Origin of the sequence: Erwinia sp. JUb26 (assembly GCF_003751505.1) — a bacterium.
GTDB lineage: Bacteria > Pseudomonadota > Gammaproteobacteria > Enterobacterales > Enterobacteriaceae > Erwinia.
On sequence record NZ_RJVB01000002.1, the window covers coordinates 369,514 to 395,955 of the forward strand.

Here is a 26,442-nt window from a genome sequence, read left to right on the forward strand (position 1 = left end):
CCGGATGAAACGCATCGCTATTGCTGAGCGTCCCGACTGGCGAGAAAAGGCCACTGAATACGGTTTTAATTTTCACACCCTGTACGGTGAGCCCTACTGGTGTGAGGATGCCTACTATCAGTTCACTTTGCAGCAGATCGAAACGCTGGAAGATGTCACCAGCGAAATCCATCAGATGTGTTTACAGGCGGTGGATTTGGTTACCGGTAGCGAAGAGCTGCTGGAGAAGTTTCGCATTCCTAAGCATACCTGGGATTTCGTACGGGAATCCTGGAAAAGCGGCCAGCCATCGCTCTATTCCCGGCTTGACCTCGCCTGGGACGGGCATTCTCCTGCCAAGCTGCTGGAGAATAATGCCGATACGCCCACTTCGCTTTATGAAGCCGCGTTCTTCCAGTGGATCTGGCTGGAAGAACAGCTTAACGCCGGGAACCTGCCGGCGGGCAGCGACCAGTTCAACAGTCTGCAGGAAAAACTGATCGCGCGTTTTGCCGACCTGCATCAGAAACACGGCTTTGGCCTGCTGCACTTCGCTTGCTGCCGCGATACCGAAGAGGATCGCGGCACGGTGCAGTATTTGCAGGACTGCGCGACCGAGGCAGGTCTGCCGAGCGAGTTTCTGTATATCGACGACATTGGTCTGGGTGAGAAAGGCCAGTTCACCGATGTGAACGACCAGGTGATTAGCAACATGTTCAAACTCTATCCCTGGGAGTTTATGCTGCGCGAGATGTTCTCCACCAAGCTGGCCGATGCGGGCGTGCGCTGGCTGGAGCCGGGATGGAAGAGCATCATCTCCAATAAGGCGATGCTGCCGCTGCTGTGGAAGATGTTCCCGAATCACCCGAATCTGCTGGCCGCATACTTCGCGGAAGATAACGTGCCGCACATGGATAAATACGTGGTTAAACCGCTATTTTCCCGTGAGGGCGCTAATATCAGCATCGTTGAAAACGGCAAAGAGATTGCCCGCGTTGACGGACCTTATGGTGAAGAGGGCATGATCGTTCAGCAGTTCCATCCGCTGCCGAAGTTTGGTGACAGCTATACGCTGATCGGCTCCTGGCTGATCGACGATCAGCCAGCCGGAATCGGCCTGAGGGAAGATCGAGACCTGATCACTCAGGATCTGTCCCGTTTCTATCCGCACGCGTTTATCGAGTAACCTGTTGGGCGAGGCTTCCCTCGCCCTTTCTGATTTCGTCCCGGAGTGAACACGAGTCCGTGAGGAGACGAGCACTGCCCAATCCCGGAGCGGCAAGTAAACCAGGCTGTTAGCCCACCTGGACTGAGAGCATACTCAACGACCCCATAACAATCCCATCCACCGGAATGGTGACCGCTTCATCGTGCGATCGCGCACCCAGCACGTACAGCAGCGGCAGGTAGTGCTCTGGCGTCGGGTTGGACAGCGCCGCACCGTCGTGCTGCATAAAGTTAACCAGCGGATGCTGAGCGTCATCACCCTGCCACGCCAGATTGTCGCGCACGTACTGATTAAATGACTCGGCCCACGGATAGGCTTCTGCTTCGCCCTGCCAGCGGACCATACGCAGGTTGTGCACCACGTTACCGCTGGCGACAATCATCACGCCCTGCTCACGCAGTACCGCCAGTTTACGCCCCAGCTCGAAGTGGTACTCCGCCGGTTTTGTACCGTCGACGCTCAGCTGCACCACCGGGATATCGGCATCCGGGTACATCTTGATTAACACGCCCCATGAGCCGTGGTCGAATCCCCACTCCTGATCCAGCTGAACGTCAACCGGCGACAGTACTTCCGCAATCTGGCGGGCCAGCGCGGGAGAACCGGGCGCAGGATAACGTGTGTCAAACAGCGCCTGTGGGAAGCCGCCAAAATCGTGAATGGTACGCGGCTTCTCCATGGCGGTCACCGCCGTGCCACGCGTATACCAGTGCGCGGAAACCGCAATAATCGCTTTAGGTTTCGGTAACGTTTCACCCAGTTTGCGCCAGGTTTCGGTATAGACATTCTCTTCCAGCACGTTCATCGGGCTGCCGTGGCCAAGGAAGAGTGCAGGCATACGTTGGTGACTCATGGTCTTACTCCAGAAGTGTTCGTTCAATGACGCTTACATTACGCCCATATTTATCGCGATGAACCAGGATAACCCTGATGAAGATGTTCAGATAATTTGAACAGAGGCAGCGGTCTGGAGCGCGGTTGGCTGATGTACATGAGAACCGGAGACTAAGGACTGGATAAAGGCAGGAAGCAGGAAGCAGGAAGCAGGAAGCAGGAAGCAGGAAGCAGGAAGCAGGAAGCAGGATAAATTAACAGGGCCGGGTAAACCGGCCCAGAGAAACTTAGCTTGCCTGACGCGTTTCGTGGCTGCGGCGATAGGCCACCAAATCCTCAATAGTGACGACCGGCATATCATGCTGTTTAGCAAAGACAACGACTTCCGGCGCATGCGCCATTGAACCATCATCGTTAGTCAGTTCACACAGTACACCGGCCGGCTTGAAGCCCGCCAGCGTTACCAGATCGATGGTGGCTTCCGTGTGACCGCCGCGGGTCAGCACGCCACCGGCACGGCCGCGCAGCGGGAAGACATGGCCAGGACGATTCAGATCGGCAGGCTTGGCGTCATCGGCAACGGCGGTACGGATGGTGGTGATGCGGTCAGAAGCGGACACGCCGGTGGTCACACCCTGCGCAGCTTCAATGGTAACGGTGAAACCGGTGCCGTAGGCGCTGGTGTTATCCTCAACCATCATCGGCAGGTCAAGCTGGGCAAGACGTTCTTCGGTCAGACACAGGCAAACAATACCGCTGCCGTGACGGATGGTTAATGCCATCTGCTCTACGGTCATGGTTTCGGCGGCGAAGATCATATCACCTTCATTTTCACGATCTTCATCATCTAAAACCATTACGCCGCGGCCAGCGCGGAGCGCGTCGATAGCACGTGTTACACGCTGTTCAGGCGTGCCAAATTCAGAAAGTAGCGACTGATTCATGGTAAATAAACCTTAATAAATGTATGGGTTACCAGAATCAGGGCGAGCTTAGGAGTGTCAAGCTGTGACAAAAAAATAACGCGAGGCGAGCGTTAGCCCGACAAGATACGTTACTCTCTCCCATCCGGACTCTAACCGTCGGCCCCGGAATTACACCGGATCTGCTGTCCTTCAGGAATGATCCTGAAGCGCTCGCGGGCTTTCAGCCGAAGCTGATTTACCGCCGGTGGGGAATTTCGCCCCGCCCTGAGAATAAGCAGGGTTACTATAGCGCTGATAATGCACGTGGGCAACGAACAAAACTGGCAAATTTATATCCATTTATTCGCTATGCTCATTTCCGGTTTATCCTTTTCCCCTGAGCGATTACACTTATAGAAAATTTGCTGCTACCAGGAAGCCGCTATGATTGATGCTAAAAAAATTGAACAACTGGCCCGCCAGATCCATGAATCTATGCCAAAAGGTATCCGCGAGTTAGGTGATGATGTGGAGAAAAAAATCCGTCAGACTATCCAGGCTCAGCTGACCCGGCTGGATGTGGTTAATCGTGAAGAGTTTGATGTGCAGACTCAGGTGCTGCTGCGCACCCGCGAGAAACTGGCCGTGCTGGAACAACGCCTGACGGCGCTGGAGAATCAGGCTGCTGCGCCAGCAGCGCCGACCGCTGGAACCGCTTCTGCACCGGTCACGCCAGCCCCCGCAGCGCAGGCAGCGTCCGAGCCTGGCGATGCTAAAGACCCGGTCTGATCGACAAAGAAAAAGCTGCCCTATCGGGCAGCTTTTTTTAACTCTGACGACAGATATCGGTTCATTCTGAAAGTCGATATCGGTGAGTTAAGACAATAGATACCCGTCAGTTCTTACGATTGATAATCGTCTTAATGATATTGCTGGTTGAGATACCGTCTTCGAAGTTAAGCACCTGCACGTCACCGCCGTTCGCCCACACTTCCTTGCTGCCCGCGATATCTTCTGGCTTGTAGTCGCCCCCTTTTACCAGCAGGTCCGGCAACACGTCGGCAATCAGACGCTGCGGCGTGTCCTCTTCAAAGCCCACCACCCAGTCAACGGCTTCCAGCGCGCCCAGCACGATCATGCGGTTTTCCAGCGGGTTAACCGGGCGGGTTTCGCCCTTCAGGCGACGCGTGGACGCATCGCTGTTCACCGCCACGATTAGCCGGTCGCCCAGCCTGCGGGCATTGGCGAGATAGGAAACGTGCCCGGCATGGAGAATATCAAACACGCCGTTGGTCATCACCACGCGCTCGCCGCGCTGACGCGCTTTCGCCACTTCGGCCTTCAGCTGTGCTTCATCCATCACGCCAAAACCCGATTCGGGGCGCGCGTGGATGGCATTTTCCAGCTCAATTGGAGAAACCGTCGACGTACCCAGTTTACCCACCACGACGCCCGCTGCCGCGTTCGCCAGGAAGCAGCTCTCTTCCAGGCTGTTGCCTGCGGCCAGCGCGGCCGCCAGCACGCCGATAACCGTATCACCCGCACCGGTCACATCGAACACTTCCTGTGCCTGCGTTGGCATATGGAACGGTTCTTTACCCGGCTGCAGCAGCGTCATGCCGTTTTCAGAACGGGTAACCAGCAGCGCCGACAGGCCGTGCTTCTGCATAAGCGCGGTGCCGCGCTCAACGATGTCAGCTTCGCTTTTGCACTTACCAACGACCGCTTCGAATTCGGAAAGATTTGGCGTCAGCAAGGTGGCACCGTGATAACGGCTAAAGTCGGTCCCTTTCGGATCCACCAGCACCGGCACACCGGCCTCACGCGCCAGCTTGATCATGGTTTCCACGCTGGCCAGTGCGCCTTTGGCGTAGTCGGAAAGCACCAGCGCACCGATCTTAGGCAAGGCCTGCTGAATGCGCTCGTGCATTGGTTCCGGGTTAACCCCTTCAAAACCTTCTTCAAAATCCAAGCGAATCAGCTGCTGATTGCGCGACAAAACGCGCAGTTTGGTGACGGTAGGATGGGTTGGCACCGAAACAAAATCACACTGCACATTAACCCTGGTCAGCGTCTCGCTCAGTACGCGCGCAGCATCGTCAATGCCGGTGAGCCCAACGAGGCGAGATTCCGCGCCAAGAGAAGCGATATTCATCGCCACGTTAGCCGCCCCGCCAGGACGCTCTTCCACGTTTTCAACCTTGACTACCGGTACCGGAGCTTCGGGGGAAATACGGCTGGTTGGCCCGTGCCAGTAACGATCCAGCATCACATCACCAACGACCAGAACACCCGCACGTTTAAAATCAGGCAGTGTAACTTTCATTCAGACACTCCACTCCAGACAGCATAAAAACCAAAAATTCAGGCGCGCGATAATAGCACAAATGTTGCCGTGCCTGGCTATCGCGGCCGCGTTGTTCACTTCGCCACCGGACTCACACTGAGCCTGTTCACTCAGTCACCAAACCAGGTTTGCCAGCTTTGATTGACCTGGGCTTTCTCACCGACATAGGCACTCTCTTCCACGTGGCCCGGCAGTTCCTGCAGCGCCAGGTGATGCAACGCATCCCGCAGCGTCACGTAGGCATGCGTCAGCGCTTTCGCCTCGGGATCCGCCATCCTGTCACCGTTAGCCAGCAGTTCGAGAATGCGCACATTGTCGGACCAGCGGGTCAGCGTCAGATCCTGCGAGGCATAACGTAGGACCAGATATTGCGTAATGAATTCAATATCGGTGATGCCACCGGCATCGGCTTTAATATCCCAGCGGCCTTTATGCTTCTGTCCGAGGTGCGCCCGCATTTTTTCGCGCATCTCCCGCACCTCAACCTTCAGCGTTTCCGCTTCACGCGGCTGCGCCAGAATGCCACGGCGAATTTCAGCAAAACGCTGGCTGAGTTCCCCATCACCGTAAACGATGCGCGCGCGCACCAGCGCCTGATGCTCCCAGGTCCAGGCTTCATTGCGCTGGTAGTCATCAAAGGCTTCAAAGGTGCTGACCAGCATACCGGCAGCGCCTGAAGGGCGCAGGCGGGCATCGACTTCATACAGAATGCCCGACGAGGTGCGGGTACTGAACAGGTGCATCACCCGCTGGGCCAGACGCAGATAGAACTGGCGACCGTCGATACTGCGCTCGCCCAGCGTTACCGCTTCCTGCGGGCAGTTGTGCAGGAACACCAGGTCCAGATCCGAGCTGTAGCCCAACTCCCAGCCGCCCAGCTTGCCGTAGCCGACCACGGCAAAACCGCGCTCGCTGTCGCTGGTCAGATGCGATGGTCGCCCAAAGCGCTGCACCATCATATTCCACGCCTGCTGCACCACCGCTTCGATCATCGCTTCGGCCAGCCAGGTCAGATGATCGCTGACCTTCATTACCGGCAGCGTACCGGCGATATCCGCCGCGGCAATGCGCAGATGCTGCGCCTGTTTAAACTGCCGCAGCGCTTCCAACTGCTGTTCTTCATCCTCTTCCGGGATACGCAGCAGATACTGACGCAGTTCGTCGCGATAGGCATCGGTGGCCGTTGGCTGGTAGAGCGTTGCCGGATCCAGCAGCTCATCAAGCAGCAGCGGATAACGCGCCAGCTGGCTGGCAACCATCGGGGAGGCGGCACACAGGCGGATGAGATGCTGGAGCGCGCCGTGGAATTCCGTCATCAGCTCCAGATAGGTGGTGCGCGTGACCACACCGAGCAGCAGCGGCGTCAGGCGGCTAAGCGTAACCACGGCATCATCGCGCGGCACCACCTCACTGAGCAGACGCGGCATCAGCTGATCGAGCGCCTGACGGCCACGTGGGCCGATCGTGCGCTTATCCACATCCATGCGGAAATCGTTAATCGCTCGCAGCAGTTGCTGGCACGCCTCACCGTCCAGATGCGGGACCAGCGGCAGCAGTTCAGCTTCTTCCAGCTGGTCCTGCCACAGCACGCCATATTCGCCGGCTTCGCGGTTATCACCGCTTTCCGGAGCGTCGTCGCCAATCAGCTCGTCAAAGATTGAACGCACCGCCACCATATGTGCATCCAGCCGGTCGTGCAGGCCCTGCCAGTCGGCAAACCCCATCGCCCAGGCAAGTCGCGCGCGGTCCAGCTCGTTCGTTGGCAGCGTCTGCGTCTGCTCATCGTTAATGCTCTGCAGCAGGTTTTCCAGCCGCCGCAGGAACAGATAAGCGTCGTGCAGCTGTGTTACCTGCTGCTGCGGCAGCAAATTCAGCGCGCTGATTGATTCAAGAGTAGGAAGCAACGAACGTAGCTGAAGCGAACGTTCGCGGCCACCGCGGATCAGCTGGAAGACCTGAACAATAAATTCAATTTCGCGGATACCGCCCGCGCCCAGCTTGATGTTGTCCGTCAGCCCGCGTCGCCGTACCTCACGCGCTATCATCGACTTCATATTGCGCAGGGACTGGATCACGCTGAAATCAATATAGCGGCGGAAGACAAACGGCCGCAGCATCTGCCGCAGCTCCTGGCTCCAGCGATCGTCGCCGCCGCCCATCAGTCGGGCTTTCACCATCGCGTAGCGTTCCCAGTCGCGCCCCTGCTCCTGGTAATAATCTTCCAGCGCCGCAAAGCTCAGCACCAGCGGGCCGCTGTCGCCAAAGGGCCGCAGCCGCATATCCACGCGGTAAACGAAGCCGTCTACGGTTGGCTGATCGAGGACTTTAATCAATCGCTGGCCCAGGCGGGTAAAGAACTGGGCATTATCCAGCTCGCGCCGTCCGCCCTGCGTTACGCCATTTTCTGGCCAGGTGAAGATCAAATCGATATCGGAAGAGAAATTTAGTTCACCGCCGCCCAGTTTTCCCATTCCGAGAATCAACAGCGGCTGCGGTTCTCCGGCGGCGTTGACCGGCGTGCCAAAATCCTTGCAGCAGGCGTGCCACAGCCAGTCACGCGCGGCGACGATCAGCGTTTCCGCCAGCTCGCTCAGCTGCGCTAGCGTCTGTTCGGTGCTGCTGGTTGCCAGGGTTTGCATCCAGGCGATACGCACCAGCATATGGCGACGAAACAGCCGCAGCTCGCGCATCAGCGTGTTCTCATCCAGCACCGTAGCCAGCCGTTCTGCCAGCCACGCGTTATAGTGCTGACACTCGTCGGCACGCGGCGGCTGCGTCTGCAACTGCTGCCACCATTCAGGATGTTTCGCCAGGTTATCGTTGATGAAATCACTAAACGCCAGCACGGACTGCTGCTGCGAAGTCGCGCCATCCGGAAGGGGATCGATAACGGCAATCTGTTCAGCCAGCAAGGATGGCAGCGGCTGCGATAGTAAAGGCACCATAAACACTCCCTGATTAATCACCCCCGATCCTCAGGCTCCAGGGGCGTTGGCTGCCATCCTGCAACACACGATCAACGGGCATGGAAAATAAACGTTTCTAACGACTCAGGCGTTACCGTTCTTCCAGAATACCGGCTGTTTCACTGCCTGACGGCGATGGCCATCCAGCCAAACATCCTGCTGCTCAATAATCGCCTGACGCAGCAGCTGCCAGCTACCCAGCCACGCACTCACCACGGCATCGTCATAACAACCGGCAAGCAGATGCACAGCGAGCTGCTGGCGATGAAGGCGCGTCAGTTTATCCTGATATTCATTCAGCTGATTGATCTGACCGAAGGTCTCCTTCAGATCGGCGGAAATGCGGCCGAGCATAATATCGCTAAAGCGCTTGAAGGATCCCTGCAGCTTGGCATCGGTTTTCGGGTCGATGAAGTCGCGCCAGCGCGCCGTGGCAATCCAGGTGGTCAGCGCCAGCTGCGTTTCCAGCCAGAGCGAGCTGAAGCAGACGGACTCCGCATCCAGCTCTTCTTCCAGCAGCGAGCCTTCCAGCTCGGTCAGCCGTTGACGCAGCTCGCTGCTGGCCTTACGCGGAACCAGTGCGCCATACAGGGAAAATGCCTGACGCAGCGTTTCCAGCGCTTCCTGAATTTCAGCCAGTGCTGCCGCATTCCCCCGCAGCCACAGCTCTTCATGATACTGCCACTGGCTGAGCGCCAGCAGGAAAGCGGCCTGCATTCCCTGCTCGACCGTCGCCTTAGGTTTGACCTTGAGCAGCGGTACCGGACGCAGTTTACGAGGTGGGTTACCTTTCGCCAGCGCATAACCGCGCGCGGCTTTGCTCAGGCTTCCCAGCCGCAGGCCGCCCATTTTTGTCAGCTCGGCGGCAAACGCCAGAAGATCGTCACGGTGGCCGCTTTTCAGCTCCAGCTCGATTTCATGCAGCGGCTCGCTCAGATCGCCGGCGCTGACCTCACCCAGATCGAAGGCCACTTCAATTTCGCTTTCGCCATAGGTCACGACCCACTTCTCACGGACGAAATTCGTGCTGAACAGCGGCGTGAGCTGCTGTTGGAGCGCATCGAGATCGGTCCCTTCCGGCCAGACTTCGGCGGGAAGCTGATGAATATCCAGCACCGGTTCATTGAGCGCAACGTTGTACTCCGGCCGCTGGTGCAGGCCACCAATGGTCTGCCCGGCCGTTTTCAGCGTCATTTCGAAACTGTCACCGAAACCACGGATGCGCAGCCCCATGTCCCAGCTGCGCAGCTGGCCGTTAGCGGTTTCAAAGTAGATGTTGCTTAGCTTCTGCCCGGCGGAGTGCGCGTGGGGCCAGTTAGCCAGCTGGCTGGCGAGTTTTGTCGCGGCATCGGCGGTGGTAATGAACTTTAGCTCGATTTCGATGGTCATAATGTCTTATCTAAATGATTACCGGCACGGTAAATGGTGGTAGTGTTTGATAATAACCGCAAATTTCCCGATAGCGCAGAAAGAGCTGATTCAGCCGCTGCAAAAAAGCAGGGTTACTTACGGATCATCGCACCTGATATACCAAGAAGAGTAATGCACAAGCAGCAGGGATGTCTCTGCTTTATTACGCTTTCGCGCGTTGCCTCCCATGTCGCCCGAGATCAGGACAGTTCTCATTCAGCTTTCTGCGAGGCCGCTCCAGACTGTGTTATTACTTTCGCCCAGTACTTATGAAAAAAGAGTTCGAATGAAAAAAACTCACTTTATTGGCCTGACTTTTCTGGCTTTTAGCGCCGTAGCTAACGTGCATGCTGAAGAAAAACGCTACATTTCCGACGAACTCTCTACCTGGGTTCGCAGCGGTCCCGGTAACGATTATCGCCTGATCGGTACTCTGAATGCGGGGGAAGAAGTTACCCTGCTGCAGTCTAATGAGAACAGCAAATACGGTCAGATCCGTGATTCGCAGGGCCGGACGACTTGGATCCCACTGAGCCAGCTCAGTGAACAGCCCAGCTTGCGTTCCCGCGTTCCGGAACTGGAGCAGCAGGTCAAAGATCTGACCGCTAAGCTGGCGAACATTGACGGTAGCTGGAATGAGCGCACGGCAGAAATGCAGAAAAAAGTCGCAGGCAGCGACGATGCGATTAACAGCCTGAAAGATGAAAATCAGCAGCTTAAGAACCAGCTGGTGGTCGCCAGTAAAAAGGTGGATGCCGCCAACGTTCAGTTGGATGATAAGCAGCGCACCATCATTATGCAGTGGTTTATGTACGGCGGCGGCGTGGCCGGTTTCGGCCTGCTGCTCGGTTTGCTGTTGCCGCATATGCTGCCGCGCAGGAAGAAAAACGACCGCTGGATGAACTAACGTTTTCCGGTCTGGCCAGAGGGCATCTGTAGATGCCCTCTTTGGCATACCTGCAATTTGGCATCCTCCCCGTCGGATGTTGTAGTATTACGGCAGAAAATAAAAAAATGCTTTTCCTCTGACCTGACGTTTTATTCTGGAGATGTGCAGTGAAAATATACCTTGTCGGTGGCGCGGTTCGTGACGGACTGCTGAATTTGCCGCTGAAAGATAAAGACTGGGTGGTGGTCGGCGCCACGCCTGAGCAGATGCTCGCGCTGGGCTATTCCCAGGTCGGGCGTGATTTCCCGGTTTTTCTGCATCCGGAAAATCATCAGGAATATGCGCTGGCGCGTACCGAACGCAAGTCGGGCAATGGCTATACGGGGTTTGTCTGTTATTCAGCCCCCGACGTGACGCTGGAGCAGGATCTGGCGCGCCGCGATCTGACCATCAACGCCATCGCGCGCGACGATGACGGCCAGTATTACGATCCTTATAATGGCCGTGCTGACATTGAGCAGCGTATTCTGCGCCATGTTTCCGCCGCGTTTAATGAAGATCCGCTGCGCGTGCTGCGCGTTGCCCGGTTTGCCGCACGCTTTGCCCATCTTAATTTCCGCATCGCAGAGGAAACGCTGGCGCTGATGCGCTCAATGGCCCACAGCGGCGAACTGAATCACCTCACGGCGGAACGCGTGTGGAAAGAGACGGAGAGCGCGCTGCTGACCCGTAATCCGCAGGTGTTTTTCCAGGTTCTGCGCGACTGCGATGCGCTGGCGATTTTATTCCCCGAATTAGACAATCTCTACGGCGTGCCGGCTCCAGCGAAATGGCATCCGGAAATCGACAGCGGCGTTCACTCGCTGATGACGCTGGCGATGGCTGCACAGCTTAGCCCGGAGCTGGATGTGCGCTTCGCCACGCTGTTCCACGATGTCGGCAAGGCACTGACCTCACCGGAGAAATGGCCCAGTCACCACGGCCACGGGCTGGCTGGCGTCCCGCTGGTTGCCGCGCTGTGCGAGCGCCTGCGCGTGCCGAACAACGTTCGCGATCTTGCCCTGCTGGTGACTGAATTCCACGATCTTGTGCATACCATTCAGAACCATTCCGCCGCTACGCTGGTTAACCTGTTCGACAGGATCGATGCCTGGCGTAAGCCACACCGCATTGAACAGATTGCGCTGACCAGCGAAGCCGACGCGCGCGGACGTAGTGGGTTCGAGAATAATGCCTATCCCCAGGGCAGGTATTTGAGAGAAGCCTTCAGAATTGTGTCAGAGGTCCCTACGCGTGATGTGGTCGCGGCCGGATTTAAAGGTGCAGAAGTGAGGGAAGAACTGACGCGCAGACGTATTGCGGCGCTGGAGGCCTGGCAGGCGCAGTAAGGGCGGATCGTCGCGACCCGCCCTGATGTGACTTACAGCACAAACACCGCGTATACGGCAGCGGCAATAATAAAGCGGTAGATCGCAAACGGGATAAACGAAATCCGTTTGATAATATGCAGGAAGCTCTTAATGGCAATCAGCGCCACGATAAAGGCGGTGACGAAGCCTACCGCAAACATCGGCAGGTCGGCGATGCTCAGGAAGCCCATGCTTTTGTAGAGATCCAGCGCGGTGGCGCCCATCATCATCGGAACAGCTAGCAGGAACGAGAACTCCGATGCGGCATAGCGGCTCACGCCCATCAGCATACCGCCGGAGATGGTTGCACCCGAACGGGAAAAACCGGGCCAAAGCGCCAGACACTGGAAGCAGCCGATGATGAAGGCCTGGCGGTAGGTAATATCATCCACCCCAACCGCTTTTGGCTGTTTTGGCTTCAGCAGCTCGGCGGCAATCAGCAGAACGCCACCCACCACCAGCGCATACATCACGTTAACCGGGTTAAACAGGGTCTTGATTTTATCGTGTAACAGCAGACCAATAACCACCGCCGGCACCATACCCAGCAGGATATGGATCAGCGTTAAATGCCCGGTGCCGGTTCCTTCATGCTTAACTTCACCGAAGTTAATCCCGATCAGACCGAACAAACGACGCCAGAACATCACCACTACGGCAAGGATCGAGCCTAGCTGGATAACGACTTCGAAGGTTTCCGCCTTCTCTCCCTCAAACCCCAACAAATGACCGACGATGATCATATGTCCGGTAGATGACACGGGGAGAAACTCCGTTAACCCCTCAACTATCCCTAGAATCGCTGCAACCCATAGCTGATGAATATCTGCCATCAAATTACCTTTTACCCTTTAAAATCATTAAAAAGGCGGTCGCCAACGCTTCCGCCAATCAGCCCTGAATTTATTGAAAAAATTCAGGATCACCCCTAAGCCGCAACTTAAGACAAACCTTACTGTGATTTGGTTTCATTGTGATGGCAATCACATTGAATTTATTTCGGAATATTACCTCGTTCGATGATCACTCCAACCTGACGTGCCTGCGCAACGGCGCCCGGCTTGCTGACCTTAATTTTCACCCACGGCGAAGCGAACTGGTTCAACAGTAAAGTGGCGATCTCTTCCGCTACGCGCTCAACCAGCGCAAATTTCCCGTTCTGGACGTGGGCAATAATCGCCTCTGATACATCGGCATAGCTCAGACAGTCATTCACATCATCGCTGGCGGCAGCTTTGCGGTTATCCCACGCCATTTCGACATCGAACACCAGCTTCTGCTGAATGGTCTGTTCCCAGTCGTAAACGCCGATGGTGGTGATAACGGACAATTGATCAATAAATACGATATCCATGATACGGCTCTCTGTTTTTGTGGTTGCCGGATACCATCCCCGGCGGTTTATGCGTATTATCCACGGATGTTCACAACAAAACGACCCCAACAAGACGGAACGGTGTTATGAGTGTATTCGCGCTTGGTATGATCCTTTTCGCGTATCTGTGTGGCTCCATCTCCAGCGCGATTTTGGTCTGCCGACTGTTCGGATTGCCGGACCCACGCCAAAACGGATCGGGCAACCCAGGTGCCACCAACGTACTGCGCTTAGGCGGGAAAAGTGCGGCGGCGACGGTACTGGTTTTTGATGTTCTTAAAGGCATGCTGCCGGTCTGGCTGGCCTACAGTCAGGGCATTACGCCGCTCTACCTCGGCCTGACCGCGATTGCGGCCTGTCTTGGCCATATCTACCCCGTGTTCTTCCATTTCAAAGGCGGCAAAGGCGTGGCGACGGCATTCGGTGCGATTGCTCCCATCGGCTGGGATCTGACCGGCCTGATGACCGGCACCTGGCTGCTGACCGTGCTGCTCAGTGGCTATTCTTCGTTGGGTGCGATTATCAGTGCCCTGATCGCGCCGTTTTATGTCTGGTGGTTCAAACCCCAGTTCACCTTCCCGGTGGCGATGCTCTCCTGCCTGATCCTGCTGCGGCATCATGACAATATCCAGCGCCTGTGGCGCGGTCAGGAAAGTAAAATCTGGAAGAAGAAAAAGAAAAACGGCCAGGATAAACCCCAGCCGTAATTTAGGATAGTCAGCCTGAAACACCGTGGTTTCAGGCGGTCGTGCTTAAATCGCCGGCAGTTCCGCCAGCGGCCAGCGAGGGCGGACGGTAACGTTCAGTCCGGCGAGAGTCCCGCCTTTAAGCCGCACCATGCCCGCGTAGGCAATCATCGCGCCGTTGTCGGTACAAAACTCAGGCCTGGCATAAAACACTTCACCACCGCGCTTCTGCATCATTTCCGCCAGTTTGCTGCGCAGGGTGCGGTTAGCGCTCACCCCACCGGCAATCACCAGCCGCTTAAATCCGCTTTCATCCAGCGCCCGGCGACATTTTATCGCCAGCGTATCCACCACCGCGTCTTCAAACGCACGGGCAATATCGGCACGAGTTTGATCGGTGGCGTCATTATCACGAATGGTATTGGCGGCGAAGGTTTTCAGACCCGAGAAGCTGAAGTCCAGTCCCGGGCGATCGGTCATCGGCCTTGGAAAAACAAAACGCTTCTCCACGCCCTGCTGCGCCATTTTCGACAGCATCGGTCCGCCGGGATAATCCAGCCCCAGCAGCTTGGCGGTTTTATCGAAGGCTTCACCGGCGGCATCGTCAACCGACTCCCCCATCAGCGTGTACTCACCGATACCGGTCACGCTAATCAGCTGGGTGTGACCACCGGAAACCAGCAGTGCCACAAACGGGAATTCCGGCGGGTTCTCTTCCAGCATCGGCGCTAAAAGATGCCCTTCCATGTGATGAACGGCGATTGCCGGCACATCCCATGCGAAGGCCAGCGAACGGCCAATGGTGGCCCCCACCAGCAGCGCACCCACCAGGCCTGGCCCGGCGGTGTAGGCTACGGCATCAATATCCTGCGCCTGCAGTCCGGCTTCACGCAGCGCGGCCTGGATCAGCGGGACGGTTTTGCGCACGTGGTCGCGCGAGGCCAGTTCCGGCACAACGCCGCCGTAATCGGCATGCAGTTTGACCTGGCTGTAAAGTTGATTAGCGAGCAAACCCGCAGCATCGTCGTAAATGGCAATGCCGGTTTCATCGCAGGATGTTTCTATTCCGAGAACACGCATGGCTGTCTTTTTACCTCAATTCTTGCGGCGCGCAGTGTAGCACGCGCACGCTTTTAACGGCGGCAATTTTACCCTCACTGCGGTTAACCGTTGTGCAAAAAGGTGATTTTTTTCCCAACGCCGATGCCTGTTTGATGTATAATCAGCCCCCTGAAAAAAGCCGGCAGCCGCACAGGCGCATCTGTTGGTTACTTTATGCTATGGTGCTTTACAACGCAGCCTGTGTTGGAGTAAAATTCCGCACCATTTTGAAATGAGCTGGCACTGATGCCAGCGGCAAAACCGAATTTATCCGAGGTGAGAGTTACATGCCGGTAATTAAAGTACGTGAAAACGAGCCATTTGACGTAGCACTGCGTCGCTTCAAGCGTTCTTGCGAGAAAGCAGGCGTTCTGGCTGAAGTTCGTCGTCGTGAGTTTTATGAAAAACCTACTACCGAACGTAAGCGCGCTAAAGCGTCTGCAGTAAAACGCCACGCGAAGAAACTGGCTCGCGAAAACGCACGCCGCACTCGTCTGTACTAATTTTCTGAGGGTTCGCCCTCACGTTTCACAGACAAGTTAGTAGTTATCAGGCCGTGCTTTCCGAAAGGAATGCGCGGCTTGTTCTCGTTTATAGCCATAAGTGAATAACGGATTATTCTCAGGGCAGCTCTCGAAGGGGATTTATGGCTGGACGCATTCCGCGTGTTTTTATCAACGACTTATTAGCCCGCACGGACATCGTGGATCTTATTGATGCGCGCGTTAAGCTAAAAAAGCAGGGTAAAAACTATCACGCATGCTGTCCTTTTCATAATGAGAAAACCCCCTCCTTCACCGTAAACGGCGAGAAGCAGTTTTATCACTGTTTTGGCTGTGGCGCGCACGGTAACGCCATCGACTTCCTGATGAACTACGACCGTCTGGAATTTGTCGAAAGTATTGAAGAGCTGGCAACGGCCTATGGCCTGGAAGTGCCGTACGAAAGCGGCTCCGGCCCCAGCCAGCTCGAGCGCCACCAGCGTCAAAGTCTTTATCAGCTGATGACCGGCCTGCGGGATTTCTATCAGCAGTCGCTGTCGCAGAGCCAGGCCGCAGGCGCGCGGGATTATCTCGCCCAGCGCGGACTGAGCAATGAGGTTATCCAGCACTTTTCTATCGGTTTCGCTCCTGCAGGTTGGGACAATGCCTTAAAGCGCTTTGGCCGTAATCCGGAAGATAAGCAAACGCTAATCGATGCCGGCATGCTGGTAACTAACGACCAGGGCCGCAGCTACGATCGCTTTCGCGAACGGGTGATGTTCCCCATTCACGATAAACGTGGACGGGTAATTGGCTTCGGTGGCCGCGTACTGGGCGACGGGATGCCGAAGTATCTGAACTCGCCGGAAACCGATATTTTCCATAAGGGTCGCCAGCTTTATGGCCTTTATGAAGCGCAGAAGAATCATCCTGAACCGGCAAAACTGCTGGTTGTTGAAGGTTATATGGATGTGGTGGCCCTGGCGCAGTTTGGCGTGGATTACGCCGTTGCGTCACTGGGGACCTCAACCACGGCAGAGCATATTCAACTGTTGTTCCGCACGACCGATACGGTCATTTGCTGCTACGACGGTGACCGGGCGGGGCGTGAAGCCGCCTGGCGAGCACTGGAAACGGCTCTGCCTTACATGAATGACGGCCGTCAGCTACGCTTTATGTTTCTGCCCGACGGTGAAGACCCGGATACGCTGATTCGTAAAGAGGGTAAAGAGGCGTTTGAGGCTCGGATGGAGCAGGCCATGCCGCTGTCAGGGTTTCTGTTTGATACGCTGATGCCGCAGGTTGATCTCCGATCTCCTGATGGTCGCGCCCAGCTCAGTACCCTGGCGCTGCCGTTGATTAGTCAGGTACCTGGCGAAACATTGCGCATTTATCTGCGCCAGGAATTGGGCAACAAGCTCGGTATCCTCGATGACAGCCAGCTTGAGAAACTCATGCCGGGCAAGGCGGAAAATGCGATACCGCCCGCGCAGCCCCAGCTAAAACGCACGACCATGCGTATACTTATTGGGCTGCTGGTGCAGAATCCGCATCTGGGTGCCATGGTCCCTTCCCTTGAAGGACTGGAGCAGTCCGAGGTGGCAGGATTCCCGCTCTTTGTAGAATTAGTGAGTACTTGCGTTGCTCACCCTGGCCTGACGACCGGACAGCTACTAGAGTTATACCGTGGAACAAAATTTAGTCAGAGCCTTGAAACGCTGGCAACCTGGAACCATATGATTGTTGATGACGAAATCGACACCATGTTTCAGGATGCGCTGGCCAGCATGTACGACGCCGCGCTGGAGCGTCGGCTTGAAGAGCTGATCGCTCGTGCAAGAACACATGGCCTGACACCGGGAGAACGAACGGAAGTCCGTTCTCTGACTGAAGTTCTAGCGAAGAACAGATCTTCCTGACTTCGATATTTTGGTTTTATTACACAGAATTTAGAGGCGTAATCGGCGCGGCCAGTTTGATTGCTGCCAGCGCACAGGAACCGGAGCGTACTGAAGTACGTGAGGTTTCGAGCACTGCCAGCGGTCAAACTGGCAAGTGAGATGGCCTCGGAAGACAACTCAAGCGGCTTAGGTGCCGATTATCCGTCAGGTAGACCCTGACAGCCGCCACGATGGGCAGCGGCAATAATCCAAACGCCCTCACTGTTATTGTTGGCACGTTAGCCGACCGACACCAATCTAATTTAACAGAAGTGTGGATACCGTCTTATGGAGCAAAACCCGCAGTCACAGCTGAAACTTCTTGTCACCCGTGGTAAGGAGCAAGGCTATCTGACCTATGCCGAGGTCAATGACCATCTGCCGGAAGATATCGTCGACTCCGATCAGATCGAAGACATCATCCAGATGATCAACGACATGGGCATCCAGGTGGTAGAAGAAGCACCCGATGCCGATGATCTGATGCTGAACGAAAACAGCTCCGACACGGATGAAGACGCTGCTGAAGCTGCCGCTCAGGTCTTATCCAGCGTTGAATCTGAAATTGGCCGTACAACCGACCCGGTGCGTATGTACATGCGCGAAATGGGTACCGTTGAGCTGTTAACGCGTGAAGGCGAGATCGATATCGCAAAACGCATTGAAGATGGTATTAACCAGGTTCAGTGCTCCGTCGCGGAATATCCTGAAGCCATCACTTACCTGCTCGATCAGTACGATCGTGTTGAAGCGGGTGAAGCACGTCTGTCCGACCTGATTATCGGCTTTGTCGATCCGAACGCGGAAGAAGATCTGGCTCCAACGGCAACTCACGTTGGTTCTGAGCTTTCTGAAGCAGAGCGTGACGATAACGAAGATGAAGACGAAGAGTCTGACGACGACAGCTCGGAAGATGATAACAGCATCGATCCTGAACTGGCTCGTGAGAAGTTTAACGACCTGCGTGTGCAGTACGAAACCACCCGCACCGTGATCAAAGCGAAGAGCCGCAGCCACGCTGATGCTATCGCTGAAATTCAGAACCTTTCTGACGTCTTCAAACAGTTCCGCCTGGTACCGAAGCAGTTCGACTACCTGGTGAACAACATGCGCACCATGATGGACCGCGTTCGTACGCAAGAACGCCTGATCATGAAGCTGTGTGTTGAACTTTGCAAAATGCCGAAGAAAAACTTCATCACCCTGTTTACCGGTAATGAAACCAGCGAAACCTGGTTCAAAGCCGCACTGGCGATGAACAAACCGTGGTCAGAGAAGCTGAACGACGTTTCAGACGACGTGTACCGCAGCCTGCAAAAGCTGCAGCACATTGAAGAAGAAACCGGCCTGACCATTGAGCAGGTTAAAGATATCAACCGTCGTATGTCTATCGGTGAAGCGAAAGCCCGCCGTGCGAAGAAAGAGATGGTTGAGGCTAACCTGCGTCTGGTTATCTCTATCGCGAAAAAGTACACCAACCGCGGTCTGCAGTTCCTCGACCTGATTCAGGAAGGCAACATCGGCCTGATGAAAGCGGTAGATAAGTTTGAATATCGTCGTGGCTATAAGTTCTCGACTTATGCGACATGGTGGATCCGTCAGGCGATCACTCGTTCTATCGCCGACCAGGCGCGTACCATTCGTATCCCGGTACATATGATTGAGACCATTAACAAACTCAACCGTATCTCCCGTCAGATGCTGCAGGAAATGGGCCGCGAACCAACGCCGGAAGAACTGGCCGAGCGTATGCTGATGCCGGAAGATAAAATCCGTAAGGTGCTGAAAATTGCCAAAGAGCCCATCTCCATGGAGACGCCAATTGGTGATGATGAAGATTCACATCTGGGTGATTTTATCGAAGACACCACGCTGGAGCTGCCGCTGGACTCTGCAACCTCTGAGAGCCTGCGTTCCGCGACTCACGACGTCCTGGCTGGCCTGACGGCTCGTGAAGCGAAAGTTCTGCGTATGCGTTTCGGTATTGATATGAATACCGACCACACGCTGGAAGAAGTAGGCAAGCAGTTTGACGTAACGCGTGAGCGTATTCGTCAGATCGAAGCGAAGGCGCTGCGTAAGCTGCGTCACCCAAGCCGCTCCGAAGTGCTGCGCAGCTTCCTTGATGACTAATCGAAGCATCGCTTAACAGAATGGCCCCTTACAGGGGCCTTTTTTTTTGCAGAAAACGAACAGTTTATGCGTCATCTTTGCGCCTCCTTCTCCATTGCTTTTCAGCAGGTAAAAGGCTACCTTTACGTTGTGGGTCGTAAAGAGCAGCCTCACTTTGATTAACATCAAGTGGGGCTTTTCTCTTTTTGTCCCGGGCTAAAAGCTCAGGACAAAAGATCCTGAGCACCCGCCTCGCAGTTTACCTCAAGCTCTTAAAACCAACGAGTTAGGTTATCAAAACTCAACGACGGCTCTGATTTTTCTGCAATCAGGCTGCAAACGTTCAAACGCCTCGCGCCGTCAGCGCCTGTTCCAGCACCGCATAGGCCGCGCTCATCTCTTCCTGTGAAGCGCGATTCAGCCCGCTGGGATTAGGCAGTACCCAGACCTCGGTTTCACCGATTAACTCCGGCTGCCTGCCCCACTCCACTTTGCTGCGGCGAAACGCCTGCTGATAGGCCTGCTTTCCCAGCACGGCCAGCGCGGCGGGACGATAGCGTTCGATTTTCTCCCTCAGCGCCAGCCCGCCGTCGCGCAACTCGTTCCCCGCCAGCTCGCTGGCCAATACAGTCGGGCGCTCTACCAGCATGGTGATGCCGCAGCCGGTTTCCAGCAGCCGCTGTTCCTGTTCGGGTTTGAGCTGACTCAGAGTGAATCCTGCCTGAAAAATGGTTTTCCAGAATCGGTTGCCGGGATGGGCAAAGTGATAGCCGGTATGAGCAGAGGACTTTCCGGGGTTGATACCACAGAACAACACCCGAAGACCGGGCTGAATAATATCCGTAATGCCGTGTGCTTCCATACAGCAAAGGCTCCTTAAGACGGGCCCCCTGGTCAGAGGCCCGGATTGAAATCAGATAGCGGCAATCACCGCTGCGGTGATTTCCGCCGTTGTTAAGCCACCGTTCACGTTCGCTTCCGCCGTGACCGTTTCAACCGCGTGCAGAATCGCACTGGCCGCCGCGGTTTCACCCAGATGCTCAAGCATCAGTGCCGCCGACCAGATCGCCGCAATCGGATTGGCGATCCCCTGTCCGGCAATATCCGGAGCAGAGCCGTGTACCGGCTCAAACATCGATGGCACGCCGGGATTTGGATTTAAGTTAGCTGACGCAGCATAACCCAGCCCGCCCTGAATCGCGGCACCCAAATCGGTCAGGATATCGCCAAACAGGTTCGAGGCAACGATCACATCCAGAGTTTCCGGGTTCATCACCATACGGGCAGCAATCGCATCAATATGATAGCGGGTCACGCTGACGTCCGGGTATTCTTTCGCGATTTCCTCAGTGACTTCATCCCACATCACCATGGTGAACTTTTGCGCGTTGGATTTGGTGACCGACGCCAGTCGTTTGCTACGCTTGCGGGCCGCCTCAAAACCAAAGCGCAGGATGCGTTCAACGCCACGGCGGGTGAAAATTGACGTTTCAACCGCCACTTCATCCGCCGTTCCCTGATGAATACGGCCGCCAGCTCCGCTGTACTCGCCTTCGGTATTTTCACGAATGCAGAGGATGTCGAAGTCGCCTTTACGCAGCGGACCTTCTACACCAGGCAACAGGCGATGAGGGCGGACGTTGGCAAACAGATCGAACTGTTTGCGAATCGGCAGCAGCAGGCCGTGCAGCGACACGCTGTCGGCGACCTTTTCCGGCCAGCCTACGGCACCCAGCAGCACCGCATCGAACTGGCGCAGCTTATCAATACCGTCTTTCGGCATCATCTCGCCGTGCTCAAGGTAGTACTCGCAGGACCACGGGAAGCGCTCACCACTGAGGGCAAAATCAAATTTTGCCGCACTGTGTTCCAAAACCTGCCAGGCCGCGTCCGTCACATCCACGCCGATACCGTCTCCGGGGATCACCGCCACTTGATAGCTTTTCATGACTCTCCTTACGTTAATTCAGGGCAAAATAGCTCAGCACTTCACAGCCGCGGCCGACCGACGGCGTAGCAATCACCTGCCTGCTGGCCAGATCGATCACGCTCAGCGTACCGTCGTCTTCATTCGCGATCAGCAGCTGGCTGTTGTCCGGGCTGAAGCAGCCATCCATAGGTTTATGGCCGACGGCAATCTGCCCGAGTGGATTCAGGGTGGCATCAAACAGGCTGATAACGGGCTCGTTATCGCCAATGACCACCAGCAGGGATCCATCTTCGCTGAAGCGGGTAATTTGTGCTGCTTTATTGTGACCGTCCAGCGGCAGATGCTGCCGAATACGGTGGCTCTGCGCATCAACCACATACAGCAACGGTCGCCGTGCATCGGTGGCGACCAGATAGGGATAGAGCGGCGAGGCGGCGATGCCATTGATCGGCCCCGGCATCAGAATATTATCCAGCACTTCCCCCCTGCCGTTGGCCAGCCCGACCACGGTCAGCGTCGCATCCTCTTCATTATCGGTGAATAATTTGCGCCCGGAGGGCAGGATAGTCAGCCGATGGCTGTTGTATGAAGTCAGCGGAATATGACCGATCATGCGTTCACTTTCCGGATCGAGTATCAGAATCGTCGCGCTGTTTTCACAGCACATATAAACGTAACCGTCACTGCCCAGCCGCCCGGTATGCGGCGACTCCAGCGGGCTGATGTCGATAAATCCCGTCAGCTCACGAGATTCCAGATCGATCACCGCGATTTTGTGACCAGGGTGGGGGTTATCACCGTGAATGCCATCTCCATAGATTGGCACCCAGGCTTTGCGCTGTTTGGGCAGGATCAGCAACTCATGGGGACGGGGGGGAAAAGCGTTCAGCTCGCGCTCTACGGCAAAGGTCTGTGGATCGAGGAACAGGACATTGCTGCCCTGCTTATCAACGGCAATCAGGCCTAATCGGCGATCGGTTATCGGCATACACATACCCCTTAGGTTTATCACACTATAAGGGTAGTTCATCCGATTATACGATGAGGATTCAGAGCACCTGCTGGATGGCCCAAACGGCCAGCGCATGGTCTTCGTGAGAAGGCAAACCGCTGACGGTGACCGTACCAATGACGCCGCCGTTGCCCAACAGGATCGGGAAACTGCCGCCGCTGTCGGTGTAACGCTCGGGGTCCATATAGTTCATCTCGGACATCGGGGTGCCCTGTGACTTATTCAATTCCTGAGTGTAGAGAGAGGAGTGCGCGTTGCGTAAAACGGTATGGCGCTTGCGAGAAATCCACTCAAGATTTTCTGCGCTCGAGCCGCTCAGCGACGTGCTGAACAACACCTGACCAAACGCAAACACTTCGATAGCGACCGGCATTTTCTCTTTGACGGCCCGCTCGCGGATCAGCGAACCAATTTTCCATGCGGTATCAAAATCAAACTGGCTGACGCGAACGGTGGCTTCCTGCTGTAACAGCGTTTCAAGGCTGGGAATGGCTGACATAAAACATCTCCGGCAAGTTTGACGAAATAAGGCCTGCAGGATAAATGAATTTATTTTTTCAATGAACACAAAAAGGAAATGAATGTTTTATTTGAGAGGCAGATCAACTATTCCCTGCAATCGAGGGCAAAACGCCCTCCAGGATAGTGGATCGCTTACTTTGCAGAAAAAGCCTCGCGCAGCCAGTGAATAAAGCCACTCACCGCCCGCGGCACCTGCGCCGACCAGGGGCGCACGACATACAGCATATCGGCAAAGGCGCCAACGGTTTGCCACTGCGGCAGCAGCTGGATCAGCCTCCCCTCTTGTAATGCCGCCTGTGCACTGAAGTCTGGCAGCAGCGCAATCCCCAGCCCTTCCAGCGCCGCATCACGAATGGATTCACTGTTGTTGGTGGCAAAAGGTCCGCTGACGTTAACCGCCAGCCGTTCACCGCCGGAGAGGGGCTGGAAGCTCCATCGCGGGGCTTCCACACCGCGGGGATAATACAGGCACTGATGCTCGCTCAGTGACGCCGGTGTCTCAGGTGTGCCGTAGCGCACCAGATAATCGGGGGATGCCACCACTAGCGCATGAGTGCTGCACAGCGGCAGTGCGACGTGGGTTTCCGGCAGCGTGTTGCTGTGGCGAATGGCCAAATCAAATCCTTCGCTGGCAAGGGAAACCAGACGATCGGACACCTCCAGCTGCACCCTGACCTGCGGATGTTCACGCAGAAACGCCGTGATATGCGGTACCAGTTGCTGGCGAGCAAACGCCACCGGCGCGGTCACCCTCACCAGGCCGCGCAGCGGTCCGGCGGAATCGCGTACGCTGAAAAAACTCTGCGCAATCTGGGCAAACGGCGCCCGCAGATCGTCCACCAGCTTTTCACCGGCACTGGTCAGCCTGACGCTACGCGTGGTGCGTGTCACCAGGGGTACCCCAGCCAGCTGCTCGAGTTCTTTAATCTTCTGTGACATCGCCGCTTTACTGACTTCCAGCCGGTCTGCCGCGGCGGTAAAGCTACCCTGCTCGGCCAGCACCGTCAGCCAGTGCAGATGGGTCCAAAGCGCATCGGTTTTCAGATCTTTCATTTCAATTGTTCACTATAGTAAATAATCAATTCAAGTATAGCGCTTTTTCCCGACGGAGTTTATGGGTAAATTTATCCCCAGAGACGAGCAGAACCGGCTGAACATTATCAAACAATCACAGCGAAACTGCCCATTAAAACCAGCAATAGAGAGTGTCGAGGTTATTATGCCATTACTGCAATTTGATGTTATTCAGGGCCGTTCCGAGTCAGAGCTGAAAACGCTGCTGGATGCCGCGCACCGTGCAGTGCTGGCAGCATTTAAAGTGCCAGAGCGCGATCGCTACCAGATTGTTCACGAAAACAAAGGTTATCAGATGGTGTTTGAAGATACCGGTCTGGGGCTACAACGTACCGATAATCTGGTGATGGTGCGGGTCTTTACCAGCCCGCGCAGCAGCGAGCAGAAACAGTTCTTTATGGCAGAACTGTGCCGCGAATTTCAGGAAAGCTGCGGGATTTTGCCCTCGGACGTGATGATCACATTCATCACTAACGAGAAAGGTGACTGGAGCTTCGGGAACGGTGTGGCACAGTACCTGACCGGCGAACTGTAAGGCCTATTCAGCCGTGGAAACTCCCCGACCATCGGCGGGGAGTACCGTTTAATCAGAAGTCGTAGCGCAGGCGCACCAGGTTCATATCACCCAGATTGTCGGTGCTTGAGGTAAAGACGTGCTCGTAGTCAACGCGGAAGCCGTAGTCCAGCTTGAAGGTGACGCCCAAGCCGTTGTCGATACGCTTGTAGTTACGTCCGGTCACGTATTCCATGCGGTCGCCCATCACATACGGCATCACTGACTTGAGTCCGTACTGCTGCACCGGAATGGTATAACCTGCCAGATATTCAATACCCCACGCATCACCGGCAAAGTAGTTGTGAACGTTCGCCTGCTTAGTGGTCAGGAAATTATCATACCAGCCACCGCCGGCGGTGAAGGTCCAGTTATCCGGCGTCCAGCTCAGTGCCGTACCGAAGATATTTTGATCATAGGATTTATCATCGCCGTTGCCAGGATTGCGCATTTCAGCACGTGTATAGTTCCATGCAGTACCCCAGGTCAGATCTTTAGTGATGTGGTAGTCCACACCCAGCGAGCCGCCGCCCTGACGTTTGTAACGCAGACCATTACCCGGCAGGTACTCATTGTCGGAGAACAGATAGGACGCGTAAAAGTCGGTATCACCAAAGGTATTTTTGTATTTCAACATCTTGCGGCTACGATAAGAGCCATCGTAGTCACCGTTAATCCCGTTACCCGATGCCTGGCCCAGCATGTCATAGTCCCAGATATCGGTTTTAGCGCCGACAACATCGTAGTAGACGCTGTTCTGCTGACCAAAGGTCAACTGGCCCCAGGTCGCGCTTTTCAGGCCGGTATACAGCATACGGCGCGAGGTATTATTAGCGCCGTCGGCATGGTGGTTATCCCAGTCGAATAACGCAGGGATATTCACACCCAGTTCGTAGTAGCTGATCCAGCTAATGTCATCGAACAGATAGTAATCAGCCGCGAAGCGGAAACGGGTGCCGCCATCAAAGCCGTTACGCTTATAGGAACCTTTATCCTCATCGCCGGTCATATTGTTGAACTGTGGTCGAATGCTTCCGCCGACAGTGAAGTTCAGACGGCTAAGCGGGTCACCCGCCTGTGGATCCTGCTTTAAAAGCGTAATTTCGGCATTGGCGGCAAAAGAAGCGCTGCCCACAATCAGTCCCAGAGCCACTGCCTGGGTAAGTGCACGCACTTTTATTAACATCTTGTATCCCCGTGTAATATTAAATAATAAATATTGCCCAAAATATTACCCTGAACGGATAAATATAAAATCCACCAACCTTATTGTTTTGTGCTCTTTTTCCAAAAAAAGAATCAATAATTGTTTTCAATATATTTCAACTGGAATGTAATTAACCATTTTGTGCTTATTACATATACCTTTGCTAAACAATAGCATTATTGGTGCGATTAAAAATCATACTGGATTAAGTGCTTCTTTCCGCCGTTAGTCGTTTAACGACACCCTGTAGGAAAAGTTCTCATTGCCTGCAGGCCGATGTATGTAGCGTAACGCGCTGCTTGCACCATCTTCCGGCTCAACTCAACTCAACCCAGTCCAGTCCAGTCCAGTCCAGCAACATATCCGATGCCGCCCGGCAGGTGATTGTGCCAATGCGGCACCGCTATCTCAGCGCTATCACATCTGTCGCAAACACCGTGTTTAAAGCCTTGATGGTATTCCGTAACCAGATTGCCAGCAT

Annotated in this window: 23 protein-coding genes and 1 riboswitch; of the genes, 9 read left to right on the top strand and 14 right to left on the bottom strand. The window is 55.3% G+C overall.

Annotation, left to right across the window (positions count from 1 at the left end):
• Positions 1-4 precede the first annotated feature (4 nt).
• Positions 5-1,165: a glutathionylspermidine synthase family protein gene (locus tag EC836_RS06800; protein WP_123331416.1), complete on the top strand. Its 1,161-nt coding sequence runs from the start codon at positions 5-7 to the stop codon at positions 1,163-1,165.
• A gap of 109 nt (positions 1,166-1,274) precedes the next feature.
• On the opposite strand, the gene ygiD is transcribed toward EC836_RS06800, so the two are convergent.
• Positions 1,275-2,060 (bottom strand): 4,5-DOPA dioxygenase extradiol, encoded by a 786-nt coding sequence (gene ygiD / locus EC836_RS06805; RefSeq protein ID WP_123331418.1) that lies wholly within the window; start codon positions 2,058-2,060, stop codon positions 1,275-1,277.
• A 268-nt stretch (positions 2,061-2,328) separates the two neighbouring features.
• Entirely contained in the window at positions 2,329-2,985 is a 657-nt protein-coding gene (ribB, locus tag EC836_RS06810; RefSeq protein ID WP_123331420.1) for a 3,4-dihydroxy-2-butanone-4-phosphate synthase, read from the bottom strand.
• Positions 2,986-3,093: 108 nt separating this feature from the next.
• A riboswitch (FMN riboswitch) is annotated at positions 3,094-3,243 on the bottom strand.
• Between the two features lie 147 nt (positions 3,244-3,390).
• Between ribB and EC836_RS06815 the strand changes: the two genes are divergently transcribed.
• A complete protein-coding gene (locus EC836_RS06815; protein ID WP_123331421.1) occupies positions 3,391-3,735 on the top strand; it encodes an accessory factor UbiK family protein in 345 nt (114 codons plus the stop codon).
• A gap of 106 nt (positions 3,736-3,841) precedes the next feature.
• Here the strand turns inward: EC836_RS06815 and hldE are convergent, their stop codons facing one another.
• From hldE to EC836_RS06830, 3 genes are all read right to left on the bottom strand, one after another.
• Entirely contained in the window at positions 3,842-5,272 is a 1,431-nt protein-coding gene (gene hldE, locus EC836_RS06820) for a bifunctional D-glycero-beta-D-manno-heptose-7-phosphate kinase/D-glycero-beta-D-manno-heptose 1-phosphate adenylyltransferase HldE (protein ID WP_123331423.1), read from the bottom strand.
• Between the two features lie 131 nt (positions 5,273-5,403).
• Positions 5,404-8,238, bottom strand: coding sequence for a bifunctional [glutamate--ammonia ligase]-adenylyl-L-tyrosine phosphorylase/[glutamate--ammonia-ligase] adenylyltransferase (glnE, locus tag EC836_RS06825; RefSeq protein WP_123331425.1), 2,835 nt, complete (start codon positions 8,236-8,238; stop codon positions 5,404-5,406).
• A 105-nt stretch (positions 8,239-8,343) separates the two neighbouring features.
• Complete coding sequence (locus EC836_RS06830) at positions 8,344-9,648, bottom strand: inorganic triphosphatase (RefSeq protein ID WP_123331427.1); 1,305 nt, start codon at positions 9,646-9,648, stop codon at positions 8,344-8,346.
• A gap of 307 nt (positions 9,649-9,955) precedes the next feature.
• Between EC836_RS06830 and EC836_RS06835 the strand changes: the two genes are divergently transcribed.
• Both EC836_RS06835 and EC836_RS06840 read left to right on the top strand, forming a co-directional pair.
• Positions 9,956-10,576, top strand: a complete 621-nt coding sequence (locus EC836_RS06835) for a TIGR04211 family SH3 domain-containing protein (protein WP_123331429.1) — start codon at positions 9,956-9,958, stop codon at positions 10,574-10,576.
• Between the two features lie 149 nt (positions 10,577-10,725).
• Positions 10,726-11,946 carry a multifunctional CCA addition/repair protein gene (locus EC836_RS06840; RefSeq protein ID WP_123331431.1) on the top strand — a complete coding sequence of 407 codons (1,221 nt, stop codon included), beginning with the start codon at positions 10,726-10,728 and terminating at the stop codon, positions 11,944-11,946.
• A gap of 32 nt (positions 11,947-11,978) precedes the next feature.
• Here EC836_RS06840 and bacA read toward each other — a convergent pair whose 3' ends face one another.
• Together bacA and folB are read right to left on the bottom strand one after the other, a co-directional pair.
• Positions 11,979-12,800, bottom strand: a complete 822-nt coding sequence (gene bacA / locus EC836_RS06845; protein WP_123331434.1) for an undecaprenyl-diphosphate phosphatase — start codon at positions 12,798-12,800, stop codon at positions 11,979-11,981.
• Positions 12,801-12,961: 161 nt separating this feature from the next.
• Positions 12,962-13,321, bottom strand: a complete 360-nt coding sequence (gene folB, locus EC836_RS06855) for a bifunctional dihydroneopterin aldolase/7,8-dihydroneopterin epimerase (protein ID WP_123331436.1) — start codon at positions 13,319-13,321, stop codon at positions 12,962-12,964.
• 107 nt (positions 13,322-13,428) lie between these two features.
• Between folB and plsY the strand changes: the two genes are divergently transcribed.
• On the top strand, positions 13,429-14,049 hold the full coding sequence (gene plsY, locus EC836_RS06860; protein ID WP_123331438.1) for a glycerol-3-phosphate 1-O-acyltransferase PlsY: 621 nt from the start codon (positions 13,429-13,431) through the stop codon (positions 14,047-14,049).
• A 45-nt stretch (positions 14,050-14,094) separates the two neighbouring features.
• On the opposite strand, the gene tsaD is transcribed toward plsY, so the two are convergent.
• A complete protein-coding gene (gene tsaD / locus EC836_RS06865) occupies positions 14,095-15,108 on the bottom strand; it encodes a tRNA (adenosine(37)-N6)-threonylcarbamoyltransferase complex transferase subunit TsaD (protein WP_123331439.1) in 1,014 nt (337 codons plus the stop codon).
• Between the two features lie 308 nt (positions 15,109-15,416).
• Here tsaD and rpsU point away from each other — a divergent pair, with 308 nt between their 5' ends.
• The 3 genes from rpsU (at position 15,417) to rpoD (ending at position 19,684) form a co-directional block, all read left to right on the top strand.
• Positions 15,417-15,632 (top strand): 30S ribosomal protein S21, encoded by a 216-nt coding sequence (gene rpsU, locus EC836_RS06870; protein ID WP_001144069.1) that lies wholly within the window; start codon positions 15,417-15,419, stop codon positions 15,630-15,632.
• 143 nt (positions 15,633-15,775) lie between these two features.
• Positions 15,776-17,530 (top strand): DNA primase, encoded by a 1,755-nt coding sequence (gene dnaG, locus EC836_RS06875; RefSeq protein WP_123331441.1) that lies wholly within the window; start codon positions 15,776-15,778, stop codon positions 17,528-17,530.
• A 309-nt stretch (positions 17,531-17,839) separates the two neighbouring features.
• Positions 17,840-19,684: an RNA polymerase sigma factor RpoD gene (gene rpoD, locus EC836_RS06880; RefSeq protein ID WP_123331443.1), complete on the top strand. Its 1,845-nt coding sequence runs from the start codon at positions 17,840-17,842 to the stop codon at positions 19,682-19,684.
• A 322-nt stretch (positions 19,685-20,006) separates the two neighbouring features.
• Here rpoD and mug read toward each other — a convergent pair whose 3' ends face one another.
• From mug to EC836_RS06905, 5 genes are all read right to left on the bottom strand, one after another.
• Positions 20,007-20,525 carry a G/U mismatch-specific DNA glycosylase gene (gene mug, locus EC836_RS06885; protein WP_123331445.1) on the bottom strand — a complete coding sequence of 173 codons (519 nt, stop codon included), beginning with the start codon at positions 20,523-20,525 and terminating at the stop codon, positions 20,007-20,009.
• Positions 20,526-20,576: 51 nt separating this feature from the next.
• Positions 20,577-21,611, bottom strand: coding sequence for a tartrate dehydrogenase (locus EC836_RS06890; RefSeq protein ID WP_123331447.1), 1,035 nt, complete (start codon positions 21,609-21,611; stop codon positions 20,577-20,579).
• A gap of 13 nt (positions 21,612-21,624) precedes the next feature.
• The gene (locus tag EC836_RS06895) at positions 21,625-22,581 is read right to left on the bottom strand and encodes a WD40 repeat domain-containing protein (RefSeq protein WP_123331449.1); all 957 of its coding nucleotides are present in this window, start codon (positions 22,579-22,581) and stop codon (positions 21,625-21,627) included.
• 61 nt (positions 22,582-22,642) lie between these two features.
• Entirely contained in the window at positions 22,643-23,104 is a 462-nt protein-coding gene (locus EC836_RS06900; RefSeq protein ID WP_123331451.1) for a heme-degrading domain-containing protein, read from the bottom strand.
• 155 nt (positions 23,105-23,259) lie between these two features.
• Positions 23,260-24,180 (bottom strand): LysR family transcriptional regulator, encoded by a 921-nt coding sequence (locus tag EC836_RS06905; protein ID WP_123331453.1) that lies wholly within the window; start codon positions 24,178-24,180, stop codon positions 23,260-23,262.
• Between the two features lie 166 nt (positions 24,181-24,346).
• Between EC836_RS06905 and EC836_RS06910 the strand changes: the two genes are divergently transcribed.
• Positions 24,347-24,736 (top strand): tautomerase family protein, encoded by a 390-nt coding sequence (locus EC836_RS06910; protein ID WP_123331455.1) that lies wholly within the window; start codon positions 24,347-24,349, stop codon positions 24,734-24,736.
• Between the two features lie 52 nt (positions 24,737-24,788).
• Here EC836_RS06910 and EC836_RS06915 read toward each other — a convergent pair whose 3' ends face one another.
• The gene (locus EC836_RS06915) at positions 24,789-25,940 is read right to left on the bottom strand and encodes a porin (protein ID WP_123331457.1); all 1,152 of its coding nucleotides are present in this window, start codon (positions 25,938-25,940) and stop codon (positions 24,789-24,791) included.
• Between the last annotated feature and the right edge of the window lie 502 nt (positions 25,941-26,442).

Coding starts and splice junctions, on each gene's coding strand:
- EC836_RS06915 (WP_123331457.1), bottom strand. CDS start 25,940: ATGTTAATAAAAGTGCGTGCACTTACCCAGGCAGTGGCTCTGGGACTG.
- EC836_RS06815 (WP_123331421.1), top strand. CDS start 3,391: ATGATTGATGCTAAAAAAATTGAACAACTGGCCCGCCAGATCCATGAA.
- EC836_RS06800 (WP_123331416.1), top strand. CDS start 5: ATGAAACGCATCGCTATTGCTGAGCGTCCCGACTGGCGAGAAAAGGCC.
- rpsU (WP_001144069.1), top strand. CDS start 15,417: ATGCCGGTAATTAAAGTACGTGAAAACGAGCCATTTGACGTAGCACTG.
- plsY (WP_123331438.1), top strand. CDS start 13,429: ATGAGTGTATTCGCGCTTGGTATGATCCTTTTCGCGTATCTGTGTGGC.
- folB (WP_123331436.1), bottom strand. CDS start 13,321: ATGGATATCGTATTTATTGATCAATTGTCCGTTATCACCACCATCGGC.
- EC836_RS06835 (WP_123331429.1), top strand. CDS start 9,956: ATGAAAAAAACTCACTTTATTGGCCTGACTTTTCTGGCTTTTAGCGCC.
- glnE (WP_123331425.1), bottom strand. CDS start 8,238: ATGGTGCCTTTACTATCGCAGCCGCTGCCATCCTTGCTGGCTGAACAG.
- EC836_RS06905 (WP_123331453.1), bottom strand. CDS start 24,180: ATGAAAGATCTGAAAACCGATGCGCTTTGGACCCATCTGCACTGGCTG.
- mug (WP_123331445.1), bottom strand. CDS start 20,525: ATGGAAGCACACGGCATTACGGATATTATTCAGCCCGGTCTTCGGGTG.
- tsaD (WP_123331439.1), bottom strand. CDS start 15,108: ATGCGTGTTCTCGGAATAGAAACATCCTGCGATGAAACCGGCATTGCC.
- dnaG (WP_123331441.1), top strand. CDS start 15,776: ATGGCTGGACGCATTCCGCGTGTTTTTATCAACGACTTATTAGCCCGC.
- EC836_RS06900 (WP_123331451.1), bottom strand. CDS start 23,104: ATGTCAGCCATTCCCAGCCTTGAAACGCTGTTACAGCAGGAAGCCACC.
- ribB (WP_123331420.1), bottom strand. CDS start 2,985: ATGAATCAGTCGCTACTTTCTGAATTTGGCACGCCTGAACAGCGTGTA.
- hldE (WP_123331423.1), bottom strand. CDS start 5,272: ATGAAAGTTACACTGCCTGATTTTAAACGTGCGGGTGTTCTGGTCGTT.
- EC836_RS06830 (WP_123331427.1), bottom strand. CDS start 9,648: ATGACCATCGAAATCGAGCTAAAGTTCATTACCACCGCCGATGCCGCG.
- EC836_RS06890 (WP_123331447.1), bottom strand. CDS start 21,611: ATGAAAAGCTATCAAGTGGCGGTGATCCCCGGAGACGGTATCGGCGTG.
- EC836_RS06910 (WP_123331455.1), top strand. CDS start 24,347: ATGCCATTACTGCAATTTGATGTTATTCAGGGCCGTTCCGAGTCAGAG.
- ygiD (WP_123331418.1), bottom strand. CDS start 2,060: ATGAGTCACCAACGTATGCCTGCACTCTTCCTTGGCCACGGCAGCCCG.
- rpoD (WP_123331443.1), top strand. CDS start 17,840: ATGGAGCAAAACCCGCAGTCACAGCTGAAACTTCTTGTCACCCGTGGT.
- bacA (WP_123331434.1), bottom strand. CDS start 12,800: ATGGCAGATATTCATCAGCTATGGGTTGCAGCGATTCTAGGGATAGTT.
- EC836_RS06895 (WP_123331449.1), bottom strand. CDS start 22,581: ATGCCGATAACCGATCGCCGATTAGGCCTGATTGCCGTTGATAAGCAG.